At 72.3% G+C, this 13,783-nt stretch carries 14 protein-coding genes; 9 read left to right on the top strand and 5 right to left on the bottom strand.

What is annotated here, in order from left to right:
• Window positions 1-24: 24 nt before the first annotated feature.
• Window positions 25-777 carry an SLATT domain-containing protein gene (locus AB0G74_RS05885; protein ID WP_361141163.1) on the bottom strand — a complete coding sequence of 251 codons (753 nt, stop codon included), beginning with the start codon at window positions 775-777 and terminating at the stop codon, window positions 25-27.
• 349 nt (window positions 778-1,126) lie between these two features.
• Between AB0G74_RS05885 and AB0G74_RS05890 the strand changes: the two genes are divergently transcribed.
• The 8 genes from AB0G74_RS05890 (at window position 1,127) to AB0G74_RS05925 (ending at window position 8,719) form a co-directional block, all read left to right on the top strand.
• Complete coding sequence (locus AB0G74_RS05890) at window positions 1,127-1,462, top strand: YbaB/EbfC family nucleoid-associated protein (RefSeq protein ID WP_358827712.1); 336 nt, start codon at window positions 1,127-1,129, stop codon at window positions 1,460-1,462.
• A gap of 152 nt (window positions 1,463-1,614) precedes the next feature.
• Window positions 1,615-2,214 carry a recombination mediator RecR gene (recR, locus tag AB0G74_RS05895; protein WP_361141165.1) on the top strand — a complete coding sequence of 200 codons (600 nt, stop codon included), beginning with the start codon at window positions 1,615-1,617 and terminating at the stop codon, window positions 2,212-2,214.
• Window positions 2,207-2,863 (top strand): DUF5063 domain-containing protein, encoded by a 657-nt coding sequence (locus tag AB0G74_RS05900; protein WP_358827698.1) that lies wholly within the window; start codon window positions 2,207-2,209, stop codon window positions 2,861-2,863. Before recR ends, AB0G74_RS05900 begins: the two co-directional genes overlap by 8 nt.
• Before the next feature lie 368 nt (window positions 2,864-3,231).
• Entirely contained in the window at window positions 3,232-4,503 is a 1,272-nt protein-coding gene (locus AB0G74_RS05905; protein WP_358827697.1) for an aspartate kinase, read from the top strand.
• Window positions 4,500-5,708 (top strand): Asd/ArgC dimerization domain-containing protein, encoded by a 1,209-nt coding sequence (locus tag AB0G74_RS05910; RefSeq protein WP_361141168.1) that lies wholly within the window; start codon window positions 4,500-4,502, stop codon window positions 5,706-5,708. The genes AB0G74_RS05905 and AB0G74_RS05910 overlap by 4 nt, the downstream gene beginning before the upstream one ends.
• A 379-nt stretch (window positions 5,709-6,087) precedes the next feature.
• Window positions 6,088-6,876, top strand: a complete 789-nt coding sequence (locus AB0G74_RS05915; protein ID WP_361141169.1) for a SigE family RNA polymerase sigma factor — start codon at window positions 6,088-6,090, stop codon at window positions 6,874-6,876.
• Entirely contained in the window at window positions 6,873-8,249 is a 1,377-nt protein-coding gene (locus AB0G74_RS05920; protein WP_361141170.1) for a hypothetical protein, read from the top strand. Before AB0G74_RS05915 ends, AB0G74_RS05920 begins: the two co-directional genes overlap by 4 nt.
• Window positions 8,250-8,359: 110 nt before the next feature.
• A complete protein-coding gene (locus AB0G74_RS05925) occupies window positions 8,360-8,719 on the top strand; it encodes a hypothetical protein (RefSeq protein ID WP_361141172.1) in 360 nt (119 codons plus the stop codon).
• An 81-nt stretch (window positions 8,720-8,800) separates the two neighbouring features.
• Here the strand turns inward: AB0G74_RS05925 and AB0G74_RS05930 are convergent, their stop codons facing one another.
• Together AB0G74_RS05930 and AB0G74_RS05935 are read right to left on the bottom strand one after the other, a co-directional pair.
• Window positions 8,801-9,760 (bottom strand): SURF1 family protein, encoded by a 960-nt coding sequence (locus AB0G74_RS05930; protein WP_361141174.1) that lies wholly within the window; start codon window positions 9,758-9,760, stop codon window positions 8,801-8,803.
• 27 nt (window positions 9,761-9,787) lie between these two features.
• A complete protein-coding gene (locus tag AB0G74_RS05935; RefSeq protein WP_361141176.1) occupies window positions 9,788-11,707 on the bottom strand; it encodes a prolyl oligopeptidase family serine peptidase in 1,920 nt (639 codons plus the stop codon).
• A gap of 69 nt (window positions 11,708-11,776) precedes the next feature.
• On the opposite strand from AB0G74_RS05935, the gene AB0G74_RS05940 reads away from it, so the two are divergent.
• The gene (locus tag AB0G74_RS05940) at window positions 11,777-12,610 is read left to right on the top strand and encodes a class I SAM-dependent methyltransferase (protein WP_361141178.1); all 834 of its coding nucleotides are present in this window, start codon (window positions 11,777-11,779) and stop codon (window positions 12,608-12,610) included.
• A gap of 59 nt (window positions 12,611-12,669) precedes the next feature.
• On the opposite strand, the gene AB0G74_RS05945 is transcribed toward AB0G74_RS05940, so the two are convergent.
• Both AB0G74_RS05945 and AB0G74_RS05950 read right to left on the bottom strand, forming a co-directional pair.
• On the bottom strand, window positions 12,670-12,987 hold the full coding sequence (locus AB0G74_RS05945) for a DUF6191 domain-containing protein (RefSeq protein WP_361141180.1): 318 nt from the start codon (window positions 12,985-12,987) through the stop codon (window positions 12,670-12,672).
• 3 nt (window positions 12,988-12,990) lie between these two features.
• On the bottom strand, window positions 12,991-13,773 hold the full coding sequence (locus AB0G74_RS05950) for a 4'-phosphopantetheinyl transferase superfamily protein (protein WP_361141182.1): 783 nt from the start codon (window positions 13,771-13,773) through the stop codon (window positions 12,991-12,993).
• Window positions 13,774-13,783 lie beyond the last annotated feature (10 nt).

Here is a 13,783-nt window from a genome sequence, read left to right on the forward strand (position 1 = left end):
CCCCCGTCCCCGCCCTCGGCCCTGTCAGCGGGGCGGCTCCGGCGGGCGCTGGCGCGGCATATTGGGGCGGGTGCCCGGGGGGAGCGTCGTCCGGCCGCCCAGGGCGCCCGGCTCCGGGCCGCGCGCCGGGGCGCCGCCGGGCAGCGGCAGGGCGCCCGCCTGGAGCACCAGCGCGTCCAGCCCGCCGTGGAAGGACCGCATCCAGTCCGCCGTCTCGGCCCTGACCAGCTCCTGTACGTCCTCCGAGAACCGGCGCAGTACGGCGAGACAGCGCTCCGCCGCCTCACCCGCCGTACCCTCGGCCGGGCCCAGCACCTCCCGGACGCTCTCCGACGCCCAATCGAATTGCAGCGTCTGCAATCGCCGTTGCACGGCCTGGGCCGTCGCCATATTGCGCATCCAGCCCGCGGTCACCCCGAAATAGCGGTCGCAGGCATAGCAGGCCGCGCCCAGCAGCAGGGCGAGATAGCCCCAGCCCGCCGCGCCGCCCAGCAGTCCGGTGAGGTCGAGCAGCGGCAGCGCGGCCCCGGCGATCGTGCCCAGGGCCGTACCGAGCCGGAGCAGTCGTCCCGTACGGCGCTTCCAGACCCGGTCCGCGAGATACCAGTCCACGGTGCGCAGCGCGGCCGTCTCCACCCAGCGGTACAGCTCGTCGAGGCGGTCGGCGGGCTCGCCCCAGTCGCCCAGCGGGAACGGCCTGCCGGTCAGATCACCGCGCGGCACTTCGCCCCGCTCGTCCCGGGCCGGGCCCCCGGGCTGCATCTCCGGCTGGCTCACCGGGACACTCCTCTACGACGATATCTCTGGCGTTTCTGGGGTCTCTGGTCGCGCGGTGTCGCCGATACGAACGGAACAAGCCGCCGCCAGGACGGGAACAACAGCCCCTTCTTACCGCCGAATGGGGGGCCGTGTGGTGGAAATACCAGTATTTCCGTTCACGGGACGTCCTTGATCGGGTAGTGGCCCCGCAGCTTAGCCCCTCGGAAGCGGGGGCCGCCCGGCCGGTGCGGGGGTCCGTTCCGCCGGTCCGGACGTCCGTTCCGCCGGTGCGGCGGTCCGTTCCCCGACCACGTAGGCTCGATCGCGTACCGCGAGATCGTGGTGTCCCGAGATGCCTGGAGTGACCGTGTTCCCCGGTGGTGGCCAGCCCAATATGCAGCAGCTCCTTCAGCAGGCCCAGAAGATGCAGCAGGACCTCGCCCGGGCGCAGGAGGAGCTGGCGGAGACCGAGGTCGACGGCCAGGCGGGCGGCGGACTGGTGAAGGCGACCGTGAACGGCTCCGGCGAGCTGCGGGCCCTGGTGATCGCCCCCGAGGCGGTGGACCCGGAGGACACCGAGACCCTCGCCGATCTGGTCGTCGCCGCCGTCCAGGCCGCGAACGAGAACGCGCAGGCGCTGGCGCAGCAGAAGCTCGGCCCGCTCACCCAGGGCCTCGGCGGAATGCCGGGTCTGCCCTTCTGACGGGCCGGAGGGCGGCGCCCGCCCGGCGTCGCGCGCCGCGAAGGGCGCGGTGACGACCCTTCTGAACAGGGCGGCCCAGCCACTACGGTGGGACGGCGGCAACGCGAGAGGCCGCCGGGAGGTCCGCGGTCCACGGCAGGAAAGGCAGTCCGTTGTACGAAGGCGTGGTTCAGGATCTGATCGACGAGCTGGGCAGGCTGCCCGGCGTCGGTCCCAAGAGCGCGCAGCGGATCGCCTTCCACATCCTCCAGGCCGAGCCGACGGACGTCCGCAGGCTGGCCCACGCCCTGCTGGAAGTGAAGGACAAGGTCCGCTTCTGCGCGGTCTGCGGCAATGTCGCCCAGCAGGAGCGGTGCAACATCTGCCGCGATCCGCGCCGCGACCCCGCCGTGATCTGTGTGGTGGAGGAGTCGAAGGACGTCGTGGCGGTCGAGCGGACCCGGGAGTTCCGGGGCCGCTACCACGTACTCGGCGGGGCGATCAGCCCCATCGAAGGGGTCGGCCCGGACGATCTGCGGATCCGTGAGCTGCTGGCCCGGCTCGCGGACGGCGCGGTCACCGAGCTGATCCTGGCCACGGACCCCAATCTGGAGGGCGAGGCCACGGCCACCTATCTGGCCAGAATGATCAAACCGATGGGTTTGAAGGTCACCCGGCTGGCCAGTGGTCTCCCTGTGGGGGGAGACTTGGAATACGCCGACGAGGTCACGCTGGGACGTGCCTTCGAGGGGAGACGACTTCTCGATGTCTGACGCCATGCTGCACGCCGTGAACCAGGATCCGGCCGATTTTGCGGTTCAGATCGCGGACTCGGTCGAGTCCTTCATCGTCGCCGTGACCGAGGTCGCCAAGGGCGACGAACCGGACAGCGCCGTACCGTTTCTGCTGCTGGAGGTCTCCCAGCTGCTGCTCACCGGCGGACGGCTGGGAGCACATGAGGACATCCTCCCGGACGAGCGGTACGAGCCGGATACCGGCCCCGAGCCCGACGCGGACGACCTGCGGGAACGGCTGGCCCTGATGCTGGACCCGGTGGACGTCTTCTCCGAGGTCTTCGACCCGTACGAGCCGCGTAAGGCGCCGGTCGCGTTCCGTATCTCGGACAACGTCGCGGACATCGTCACCGATCTGCGGCACGGGCTCGCCCACTACCGGGCCGGCCGGACCACCGAGGCGCTCTGGTGGTGGCAGTTCTCCTACTTCTCCAACTGGGGGCCGACCGCCTCGGCGACCCTGCGGGCGCTCCAGTCCCTGGTGGCGCACGTCCGGCTGGACCAGCCGCTGGCCGAGCTGGACGGGCTGGACACCGACGAGGACCTGGCCGAGGACGCGCTCGCCGAGGAGGCGGGACGGGTGATGGCGGCGGAGATCGCGGCCCCGCTGGGGCTGCGCAGCCCCTGAGGTCCTGGGGCCCTGGGGGCCTGAGTGCGGCCCGCCCCCGGGTCCGGGTGTGTTCCGGGCCCCCGGGTGGTCTCGGGGTGTCTGGGGGTGTCTCCGGCCCCGCCACGGGCCCGGGCGGACCGGCTCCGGCCGTACGGCGTCCGGCGTCACCCCGGGCGTACGGTGCCCGACCCGCTGTGACCCGCCCCACATGGGCGCGTACCGCCGTGGACTCCGGGGCAGTAGGTCAGCCGGGCGGCGCTGTTCACCAGTCGAGCCGGGCGTATCAACATGTGATCTGTCCGGAATCGGCCGGAAGTCGCTCGTTAGACTGAGCCGACCGCAGCACCACCGGCCTGCGGCGGAAAAGACCGAGCAAGGAGCGCCACGTGGGCCTTGTCGTGCAGAAGTACGGAGGTTCCTCCGTTGCCGATGCCGAAGGCATCAAGCGCGTCGCCAAGCGGATCGTGGATGCCAAGAAGAACGGCCATCAGGTGGTCGTCGTGGTGTCCGCGATGGGCGACACAACGGATGAGCTGATCGACCTCGCGGAGCAGGTCTCCCCGATTCCGGCGGGCCGCGAGTTCGACATGCTCCTGACCGCGGGAGAGCGGATCTCCATGGCGCTGCTGGCCATGGCGATCAAAAACCTGGGCCACGAGGCCCAGTCCTTCACCGGCAGCCAGGCGGGCGTCATCACCGACTCGGTCCACAACAAGGCGCGCATCATCGATGTGACGCCGGGCCGGATCCGTACCGCCCTCGACGAGGGCAATATCGCCATCGTCGCCGGGTTCCAGGGCGTGTCCCAGGACAAGAAGGACATCACGACCCTCGGCCGGGGCGGCTCCGACACCACCGCCGTCGCCCTCGCCGCGGCGCTGGACGCCGAGGTCTGCGAGATCTACACGGATGTGGACGGCGTCTTCACCGCCGACCCCCGAGTGGTGCCCAAGGCCCGGAAGATCGACTGGATCTCCTTCGAGGACATGCTGGAGCTGGCCTCGTCCGGCTCCAAGGTGCTGCTCCACCGCTGTGTCGAGTACGCCCGCCGCTACAACATTCCGATCCATGTCCGCTCGTCCTTCTCCGGGCTGCGCGGTACCTGGGTGAGCAACGAACCGCAGGGAGACCAGCAGATGGAGCACGCCATCATCTCCGGAGTCGCCCATGACGTCTCCGAAGCCAAGGTCACGGTCGTCGGGGTGCCCGACAAGCCGGGTGAGGCGGCGGCCATCTTCCGGGCGATCGCGGATGCCGACATCAATCTGGACATGATCGTCCAGAATGTGTCCGCCGCCACCACCGCCCTCACCGACATCTCCTTCACGCTGCCCAAGACGGACGGCGCCCGGGCGATCGAGGAACTGGAGAAGGCCAAGGGCCGGATCGGCTTCGAATCCCTCCGCTACGACGACCAGATCGGCAAGATCTCCCTGGTCGGCGCCGGAATGAAGACCAACCCCGGCGTCACCGCCTCCTTCTTCGAGGCGCTGACGGACGCGGGCGTCAACATCGAGCTGATCTCGACCTCCGAGATCCGTATCTCGGTGGTCACCCGGGCCGATGACGTCAACGAGGCGGTACGCGCCGTCCACACCCGGTTCGGGCTGGACAGCGACTCCGACGAGGCCGTGGTCTACGGAGGCACCGGCCGATGACCCGTAAGCCGACGCTCGCGGTCGTCGGGGCGACCGGGGCCGTCGGCGCGGTGACGCTGGAGATACTCTCCCGCAACGCAGACGTATGGGGCGATATCCGACTCCTCGCCTCCCCGCGTACGGCCGGCCGCAAGCTGGCCGTACGCGGCGAGGAGTGCGAGGTCGTCCCGCTCACCGAAGAGGCCCTGACCGGCGTCGACGTGGCCCTCTTCCTGGTGCCGTCGGCGGTCTCCGCACAGTGGGCGCCGGTCGCCGCCGCCAAGGGCGCGGTCGTCGTGGACGCCTCGGCCGCCTTCCGGCTCGATCCGGACGTCCCCCTGGTCGTACCCGAGATCAACCCCCATGCCGTACGGCTCCGGCCGCGCGGCATCGTCGCCGGACCGCACGACACCACCCTCACGGCGCTGCCGGCGATCGGCGCGCTGCACGCCGAGTTCGGGCTGCGGGAGCTGGTGATCGCCTCCTACCAGGCCGTCAGCGGCGCGGGCCGGGACGCGGTCGACACCCTCCGGGCCCAACTCGCCCTCGTCGCCGGGACCGAGCTCGGACAGACCCCCGGCGACGTCCGGCGAGCCGTCGAGGACACCACCGGAAACGGAACCGGCACTCCCGGCTCCGGTCTCTCCGGTCTCCCTGGACATTCCGGTCTCCCCGGTCTCGGATCCCGGGCCGCCGGGGCCGCCGGGTCGGGGGCCGCCGGGTCCGCCGCGGCCTCAGGGTTCGGGCCCTTCCCCGCGCCCGTCGCCCTCAATGTCGTGCCCTGGACCGGCGAACCCGCCGACGACGGCTGGTCCTCCGAGGAACTCGGGCTCCGGGCCGAACTGCGCAAGGTGCTCGATCTGCCGGGGCTGCGGGTCTCCGCGACCTGCGTCCGGGTCCCCGTACTGACCGCGCACTCCCTCGCCGTCCACGCCCGCTTCGAGTCCGAGGTGACCGTCGCCAGGGCCCACGAGATCCTCGCGACCTCGCCGGGGGTGGTCCTCTTCGACGACCCGGCGGCCGGGGACTTCCCCACCCCCGCCGATGTGGTGGGTACCGACCCGACCTGGGTGGGCCGGGTCCGGCGGTCGCCCGACGACCCGTGCGCGCTGGAGCTGTTCATCTGCGGCGACAACCTCCGCAAGGGCGCCGCCCTGAACACCACCCAGATCGCCGAGTCCGTCGCCCAGTCGCTCATCGAGTCATGGGCTCCGACCGATTCATGATCGGTTCCTGTTCCTTCTTCGACCCTTCCTGCCCTTTTCGGGCCGTTCGGCCTGTCTAAATGACACCTCGCCTTTGTAGGATCTGTGAACGCCCCGTGAGCACGTCAAACGGTCCGTACGGCCGCTGACGCCGTCATCCGCCGGACACGGCTCGGACCGGGCGCCAGGACGAACGGCCGTCGTACCGCTCCCGGGATCCCGAGGGGTGCAACCGGCGGCCGTGCCGGGAGCGTCTCTGCGGTCATCGCCGGTCGGGGCCGCGACAGCCGCGACAAAGGGGCATGGGGGAAGAGCGAGTACGCATGGCTGCAGAGAAACCACGGTCGAAAGCGGTGGCGTGCGCGTACAACCCTGACGGGGGGAAGCGTGTCCAACAGACGTGGCAGAGGTACTCGACATCGCAGGGGTGGCGACACCCGGCGTTCCCGTACGCCCCTTCCGCAGGCCGCTGCGCCTGCCGGGGGGCATGCCGGTGATCGCGCCCGTACCGTCCTCACCCTCGACACCCCCCCGCTCCCGGGCCGCCGCTCCGCCGCTGGCCCCGGCCATCCCCCCGCAGCGTGACGGCGCCGAACCGGCGACCCCGGCCGCGACGGGGAAGCGCAGGGGCCCGGGGTCCGGCCCGGGCACGACCGGGTCGGCGGCCATGACGGCGACGGTGCCGGCGGTGGCGCTCGGGACGACCGTCGACCACCTCACCGAGACCTACCGCGCCCACTACCGCTCCCTGCTGGGACTGGCCGCGCTGCTCCTCGACGACACCGCCTCCTGCGAGGACGTCGTCCAGGAGGCGTTCATCCGGGTGCACTCCGCGCGCAAGCGCGTCAGGGACCCCGAGAAGACCCTCGCCTACCTGCGGCAGACCGTGGTCAACCTCTCCCGCTCGGCGCTGCGCCGCCGGATCCTCGGGCTCAAGCTGCTCTCCAAGCCGATGCCGGACATGGCGAGCGCGGAGGAGGGGGCGTACGAGCAGCTCGAACGGGACGATCTGATCAAGGCCATGCGGGGACTTCAGCGCCGTCAGCGCGAGGTGCTCGTACTCCGCTACTTCGCGGATATGACCGAGGCCCAGGTCGCCCAGACGCTGGGGATATCCCTCGGCTCGGTGAAGGCGTACGGCTCCCGGGGCATAGCGGCGCTCCGGATCGCCATGGAGGCGACGAAGTGAGCGGCGCGCACGACGACGGCATACGAACTGAGCGGTACGGGCCGGACGGACCCCTCGACGACCGGACTGGAAACGGAATTGTGAACAACGGGCCGGAACACGAACACGACCAGGGCGACCCGGTCCCCCCGACCGCCCAGGACGCCCCCGACGCCCCTGACGCGGAAACCCCGGCACCGGACCCGGACCCGGACTCGGACTCGGACCCGGACCCGGCGGCCGTGACGGACCCCGCCGACCCCGCCGACTCGGCGGATCCTGTCGGCCCGACCCCGACCGACGAGACCGTTCCGGTCGCCGTCGTCGGTACGCCGGACACCGCGCCCGGCAGTCCGCCGGACACCGCGCCGGTTCCCGCCTTCGCGGCCGGACCCGAACCCGAACTGGACCTCGGCCGACTGCTCCAGGGCGCGGTCGGCGACCTCCGGCCCGCCGACGGAGCCCTGGACCGGCTGCGGACGGCCGTCCCGGCGCGACGCGCCCGGAAGCGGCAGCTGCTGATCGGCGCGGTCGCCGCCGTGGTCCTCACGGGGACCGCGGTACCGGCGCTGCTGCATGTGGCCGACGCCAAGAGCGACAACCGGACCAACACCGCGAACGCCGGCCACGAACGGCCCACCGGCGGCAACGAGGGCGGCAGCCCGGGCACCACGGGCGACCGCGAGGGCCCCGCCCGGCCGCAGCCGACCCCGACCAAGGGCAAGGAGACCACGCCCGGTCAGCGGCCCGGCGGCCCGGTGGGCGAACCGGGTGGCCAACCCGGCGTCGAGGGACCCGGGAAGCCCGGCGGAAGCGGTGGCGGAGAGATCCTCTCCAACCCTCCGACCTGCGGAAACAATCAGCTCATGGTCGTCGCGGAAGGCGCGGAGGCGCCCGACGCGAACGGCACGGTCTACGGCTCCTTCCGGATCGCCAACCGCTCCGACAGCCCGTGTGTGGTCAACGACGACGGCGATGTGAGTATCGGGGCGAGCGGTGCCGCTGACATGGCCAAGCTCCAGGTGGTCGAGCACGTCGCAGGTGACGCTGCCCCCGGGCTGCCCGACCCGTCGGCCGAACTGGCCTCGGCGCTGCTGAAGCCCGGTGAGGCGTACGAGGTGAAGTTCGCCTTCGTCCCCGGCGAGTCCTGTCCCACCGGCAACCCGTCCCCCGACCCCACCGCCACCGAGGGCACCACCGGCGGCGGTGCCGAGAACCCGGCCGGACCGCCCCTCGCCGAAGGCGAGAACCAACAAGGCGGCAACAACCCCGCACCCGAAGGCGGCACGGTCTACGTCCAGCACGTCTCCCAGGCGGGCGCCGCCGTGGCCGAGACCGTCATCGACAACGTCTGCGCCGGTACGGTCTACCGCACGGGCGTCCTGAGCGGCTGACCCGCCCCCGACGCCCCGCCGAAGACCCGACGACCTTGACGACCCGACGGCCTTGACGTCCCGGCTCCCCGGGGCGGCCGGCCGACCGAGAGGCACGACGAGTACGAGCCGTGGACGACACGCTCCGGGCCTTCTGCGGCCATCTCCGCATTCGTACGGACCGTCGGGAGACCGTCGGTTTCACCCTCCGCGACGGCCGGGAATTCCTCGGCCGGATCCTGGAACTCGATACGGACGGCACCGAGTACCGGCCCGAGGACCACGAAGAGGACGAGCCGCCACCCGGTGACACGGCCCCGCCCCGCGCCCTGCTCTGCTGGCGGTACTCACCCATCGCCGCCCAGGCCGTGGGCGACCCCGACTGGTCCCCCGACGACGAGTGGATCACCCTGACGGATATCGTCCCGGGCACCTTCGCCCACTACGACCGCGCCGCCTCGCCCCGCTGGACGCCCTACCCGCCGCCCTGACCGGCCCCGCGGACCACTGCGGCGGCCCCAGGACACCCGGCCTCAGCCCGGTACCGGACTCCCGGCTCGGGGCACCCGGCCTCAGCCCGACGCCCGCCCGGCCCCCGCACCGGCCTCGGCACCGGACTCCCGGCCCGACTCCGACTTCGTGTCCGACTTCGGCTCGGTGTCGGTGTTGGTGTCCGTGTCGGTGTCCGTGTCGGTGTCCAAGCCCGCGTCGGGGCCCGTCTCCGCGTTCGGTGCCGTGCCCGGTCCCGCGTCCGGTGCCGTTCCCGGCCCGGGGCCGGAACCGGTCTCGGGCACCAGCCCCAGGGCCGCGTCCTTCTGCAGTTCCACCTCCCGCCGGAAGAACCGGAACCACATGAAGAGGATGAACGCCACCCCGGCGTACCACTCGCCCGAGTACCCCAGGTTCTGGAACGCCTTCAGATCCAGCCCGGTGCCCTCCGGCAGCGTCGCCGGGACCGCCTTCAGCCCGGCGTCCGCCCGGTTGAGGGTGATGTACGCGTCGTACACCTCGTCCGGGACGAGATTGACCAGCGCCGCCGCACTGATCATCGCCAGTTGCCCCTCGGGCAGCCCGCCCGCCGTGTGCACCCCGTCCTTGCCGACGGTCTCCGACGCCTGGAGGGCGCCCGCGACCGAGACCCGGCCGGTCGGCGCGGCGGGCGCCGCGGCACCCGCCGGAAGCCAGCCCCGGATCACCGGAAGCACCCGGCCCCCGTCGGTCTTCAACAGAGTGAGGACATACGACCCGGTCAGGTCGTCCAGCTTCCGCCCCGGGACCAGGAACTGCTCGCCGTAACGCCCCTCGGCGGTCGCGGTCCGGCCGGACGTCTCCTTGTCCACCGGCAGCAACTGACCCAGCGGCCTCGGCTTCAGCTCCTCCGCCGTGGGCGCCCGCTCCGCCTCCTTCTGGGCCTCGGCGCGGTCCTCGAACCGGCCGAGCTGCCAGGTCCCCATGAAGATGCACAGCGGGATCGCCAGCACGGCGAAGAGATTGATGCCCCACCACCGGGGCGTCAGCAGGAACCTGTACACCCCTCCACGGTACGGAACGCCTCCGGGCTACTCCGCCGCACCCCCCTCTCCGGCCGCGTCGTCCGCGCCGCCCGGGCCGTGACCCGGCTTCGGCAGATGCGCCTCGGCGAAGGCGATCTCCATCGCCACCTGCTTGATCCGCTCCTCCACCACCAGGGACCCATGGCCCGCGTCATAGCGGTAGACCTCGTGGACCGCGCCCCGGGCCGCCAGCCGGTCCACATAGTTCTCCACCTGGCGGATGGGGCAGCGGGGGTCGTTCACCCCGGCCGAGATGTAGACCGGCGCCCGGACCGCGTCCACATACGTCAGCGGCGACGACGCCTCGAACCGCTCCGGCACCTCCTCCGGCGTCCCGCCCAGCAGCGTCCGGTCCATCGCCTTCAGCGCCTCTATCTCGTCGTGGTACGCCGTCACATAGTCGGCGACGGGCACCGCGGCCAGCCCCAGCGCCCATGCCTCCGGCTGCGTGCCGAGACCGAGGAGGGTGAGATAGCCGCCCCACGAGCCGCCCGCCAGGATCAGCCGCTCCGGGTCGGCCAGCCCTGACTCCACCGCCCACTCGCGGACCGCCGCGATGTCCTCCAGCTCGATCAGCCCCACCCGGTGCTTCAGCGCGTCCGTCCACGCCCGGCCGTACCCCGTCGAGCCCCGGTAGTTGACCCGGACCACCGCATAGCCCTGGTCGACCCAGGCCGCCGGACCCGCCGCGAACGCGTCGCTGTCGTGCCACGTCGGGCCGCCGTGGATCTCGAAGACCGTCGGCAGCGGACCGCTCGCCCCGGCGGGGCGCTGCACCAGGGCGTGGACCGTACCGCCCGGCCCCTCCACCCAGGCGTCCTCCACCGGCACCGACTCCGGCGCCTTCGGACCGGGCGGATCCAGCACCACCCCGCCCGACGTCGACCGCACCTGCGGCGGCAGCGCCGCCGACGACCACAGATACTCCACCTCGCCACCGGGCCGCGCCGTCGCCCCCGAGACCGACCCCGCGGGGGAGTCGATCCGGGTCAGCTCCCCGGCCGCCAGGTCGTACCGCCACAGCTCGCCCCGGGCCTTGAAGCTGTGCGCGATCAGCAGCCCCGAACCGTCCGGGAACCACTCGGCGGCCACATCGCCCGGCAGATCGATCGCCAGCGGGATCTCCGCACCGGAGGCCACGTCCCAGATCATCGGCTCCCAGCGGCCCCGGCGCTGATGCCCCACGAGCAGCCGGGTGTCCCCGTCCACCGGGGCGAACCCGAGCACCTCCAGACCCAGCTCCTCCGTGCCGCCCCGGGTGTCGTCCAGCTCGGCGACCGTACTCCCGTCGAGCCGGACCACCCGCAGCGCCGAGTGCATCGCGTCGCCGTGCTCGGTGTGCTCGACGGCGATCAGCGTGCCGTCGTGCGAGAGATCGCCGACCCCCGCCGACTCCCGGTGCCGGTAGATCTCCACCGCACCCGCGACCCGCTCCCCGGCCGCGCCGTCACCGACGGCACCCGCGACATCAGCGGCGTCCGGCCCCGGCGGCCGTACGACATGGATCGTCGAACCGTCCTCGTCGGTGGACCGCCCGACTACCGCGACCCCGTTCGCCCCGATCGCCAGACCCGCCGAGTAGGAAGGGGCCAGCCCCGGCACCGCGGGCTCGTCCGGCCCGCCGCCGAAGGGCTGCCGCAGCCATATCCCGAACTCGTCCCCGTCCGTGTCCGAGAACCACCAGATCCACTCGCCGTCCGGGGAGAGCGTCCCGCTCGTCGTGCCGTTCGGCCGGTCGGTGACCTGCCGCTGCTCACCGGTGGCCCGGTCCCAGGCGTACAGCTCGTAGGTCCCCGTCGCGTTGGACACGAACAACGAGCGGTCGGGGGCGTCCCTGGCCCAGTCGGGCAGGGAGACCCTGGGCGCCCGGAAGCGCTGCTCCCAGGCCGGGGCCTGCGGCTGATTCGGCTGCGTGGTCTCAGTCATGACCCCATTCTGCGCCGGGCGGCCGACAATTCGTTCGCGCCGTCCTCAGCCTGTGGATAACGTCGGGGCATGTCCGTACCCACGATCCCCGACGACTGGCGCGACGCCAACCGATCCAACTGGGACGAGCGGGTCCCCATCCATGTGACCAGCGACTTCTACGAGGTCGACGCCTTTCGCGCGGGTGAGGACCGGCTGCGCGACTTCGAGCTGACGGAGGTCGGGGACGTCACCGGCCGCAGTCTGCTCCATCTCCAGTGCCACTTCGGTCTCGACACGTTGAGCTGGGCCCGGCGCGGCGCCGCGCGCGTCGTCGGCCTCGACTTCTCCGCGCCCGCCGTCGACGCCGCGAGGGCCATCGCCCGGGAGATCGGCCTCGGCCCCGAGCGGGCCGAGTTCGTGACCTCCGATGTGTACGACGCGCGCGACGCCGTGCCCCCGGGCCCGTACGACATCGTCTACACCGGCCTCGGTGCCCTCAGCTGGCTGCCGGACATCGACCGCTGGGCCGAGGTCGCGGCGTCCTTGGTGGCGCCCGGCGGCTTCCTCTATCTCGCCGAGTTCCACCCGATCACCGACGTCCTCGACGACGAGACGGGGACCCGGGTGGTCCATGACTACTTCACCCGCGAGGCGTGGGAGGAGGACGAGGCGGGGACGTACGCCGACCCGGCCGCCACCACCGTCCACAACCGCACGGTGGAATGGCAGCACCCGATCGGGCGGGTCGTCTCGGCGATCTGCGCGACCGGGCTGCGGCTGGAGTTCCTGCACGAGCACGACATGACGCTCTGGGACCGGTTCGCGTCCCTGGAAGTAGGGGACGACGGCTACCGCCGCTTCCCCGCCGGGCAGCCCCGGATCCCCTTGATGTACTCCCTCAAGGCGACCCGCCCGGCCTGACCGCCCGGTCCGACGAGCCGCCCGGGACCGGCGTACAACCGCCTGGTCCCGGGCCCGCGTCAGCCTTCCCGGGCCGTACGGCTCCCCGGCTCCGAGGGCAGCCGTACCACCGCGACCCCGCCGTCCAGATCCACGGTGGAACGATTCGGCGGCGCCCCGTCCTCGTCGTCGTCCTTCATCAGCAGGGAGCTGTGCCGCTCCCTCAGCTCCGTCGCCTTCCCCGGCGAGAAGGACGCGTGCAACTGCTCGAAGCCGGTCGCGGAGACCCGCCCGGTCCGCCGGCCGCGCCCGGTGGCCCGTAGGGCGTGGTCCACGAAAGCGATCACGGTCAGCAGGATCACCAGACCCGGCAGCGTCATGAAGACGACGAACTGCACGGCTCAGCCCCCGTCGCGTATCGCGGCCCGGCCGAGGTCCCGCGACCCCGCCCCGAGCAGGGCCACCGCCGCCGCGTACCCCGGCCCGGCGGGCAGATCCGACAGGGCGCAGGGGAGTTCCGGCCCCATCGCGTCCGGCCGGGGGAGGGGCCCGGCGCCGACATGGATATTGGCCACGCCCTCGCCCAGTCCGGCACCCGTCGCCTTGAGTACGGACTCCTTACGGGTCCAGCAGCGGGCGAAGGCCAGCGGCCGGTCCCCCGGCGCCAGCGCGTTCAGCTCCGTCCGCTCGTGGGGGTGCAGCTGGCCGCTGACCTCGGCGACCGTGCTCGCGTTCGGTACGGCCTCGACGTCCACCCCCACCGGCGCCTCGGCCAGTGCGATCAGCACCCGGCCGTCCGCCGTCCGGCTGCTGTGCGAGAGGGAGAAGTGGATCCGGTCGCCCGGTACGGCCGGACGGCCGTGCGGCCCGCCGCACTGCCCGCAGGGGCGGCGCTCCATCGTCACCGCCGCCGGGTCGACCCCCAGCCGCGCCCCCAGCAGCCGACGGAGCGTCACATGCGCCACCGCGTAGGCGTGCCGGTCCACGGGCCGGAGAAAGGCGTCCAGCCGGGACGACTCCTCGGCGTCGAGCAGATGGCGGTGGGCGAGCGCCTCCTCGGCCAGTTCGGCCACCCGGCCGTACCAGACCAGGTCGACACCCGGGGGTGGTGCGAGATGCTCGGCGGTCGTGGCCACAGCTGCCTCGTCCTCTCCGGCTTCCGGCTTTCCGGTGAACCGGTTCATCGGGGTGATA

It is taken from the genome of Streptomyces sp. NPDC020875, assembly GCF_040641415.1.
Taxonomy (GTDB): Bacteria; Actinomycetota; Actinomycetes; order Streptomycetales; family Streptomycetaceae; genus Streptomyces.